Origin of the sequence: Nonomuraea mesophila, from assembly GCF_004352805.1 — a bacterium.
GTDB classification, from domain to species: domain Bacteria; phylum Actinomycetota; class Actinomycetes; order Streptosporangiales; family Streptosporangiaceae; genus Nonomuraea; species Nonomuraea longispora.
Map to the genome: position 1 here is coordinate 1 of NZ_SMLD01000382.1, position 1,225 is coordinate 1,225.

The 1,225-nt window shown below is 67.9% G+C and carries 1 protein-coding gene; it reads right to left on the reverse strand.

The window, feature by feature from the left end:
• Positions 1–1,120 (reverse strand): IS3 family transposase gene (locus E1295_RS48165; protein WP_246081265.1). Its coding sequence is split into 2 segments (ribosomal slippage), with 1,121 coding nucleotides annotated over them: positions 1–907 and positions 907–1,120; the frame shifts between segments, so codons are not numbered across the junction. This gene is flagged as partial in the annotation.
• Positions 1,121–1,225 lie beyond the last annotated feature (105 nt).

The window sequence follows — 1,225 nt, forward strand, 5'->3', positions numbered from 1 at the left end:
TTGAGCGCGTGTCGGCGTTCGTATTCGGCCGGGCTGAGCTGGCCGTTGGCGGAGTGACGGCGGCGCGGGTTGTAGAACCCCTCGATGTAGCTGAACAGGGCTCGTTCGGCTTCTGACCTGGTGTGGAAGGTGCGCCGGTCGATCAACTCGCACTCCAGCGAGGCGAAGAAGCTCTCGGTGATCGCATTGTCAAAGCACGTCCCGGTCCGGCCCGTCGACGGTCGAACGCCGGCCTGCTCACAGCGCTGGCCGAAGGCGACAGACGTGTATTGGCTGCCCTTGTCGCTGTGGTGAATCACACCAGCCTCGGGGCGACGCTGGTGCAGCGCCATCGCCAAGGCGTCGGTCACCAGCTCGGCGCGCATGTGCTCGGCCATCGCCCAGCCGACGATCCGGCGGGAGAACACATCCAGCACCACCGCCAGGTAGACGAAGCCCTGCCAGGTCGGCACGTACGTGATGCCGGCGGTCCAGACGCGGTTCGGCTCGGCCGCGCTGAACTGGCGTTTGACCAAGTCGGACGCGGCCGCAGCGCGTCCGTCCGCGATCGTCGTCCGGCAGCCCTTACGCCTGCTCACCCCGGCCAGCCCAGCCCGGCGCATGAGCCGGGCCACCCGCTTGCGGCCCACACGAACCCCGTCGAGCTCGCGCAGGTCGGCATGGATACGCGGCGCACCATAGATTTCGTCCGAGGCCTGGTGATGGTGACGGATCCGCTCGGTCAGCTCGGCGTCGCGGCGGGCTCGAGCCGATGGGCCGCGCCGTTGGCGGGCCGCCCAGGCGTAGTAGCCCTGGCGCGACACACCCAGCACCCGGGCCAGCAGGGAGACCTCGTGGTGGCCCTTCTCCGCATGGATCAGCCGGAACTTCATCTCGGCAGATCCGTCTCCCGCGCGAAGAAAGCCGCGGCCTTACGCAAGATCTCCTTCTCCTCGCGGAGAATCTTGTTCTCCCGCCGCAGCCGGGCCAGCTCGTCCTTCTCGGCACTGGTCAGCCCGTCTTGGCGGCGGCCGTCATCGAGATCGGCCTGGCGCACCCAGGTACGGATCGACTGCGCGGAGGGCTGGAACTCCTTGGCCAGTTCCTCCGGCGTCCGTCCCGCGCGCACCAGCTCCACCATCTGCCGGCGAAACTCCGGCGGATAGTTGTTCGACACTGCAGACTCCTTCTTCCGGGAACCAGGGTTCCCCAGAGATCAGGTGTCCACCAAACCGGGCCAGCTCCA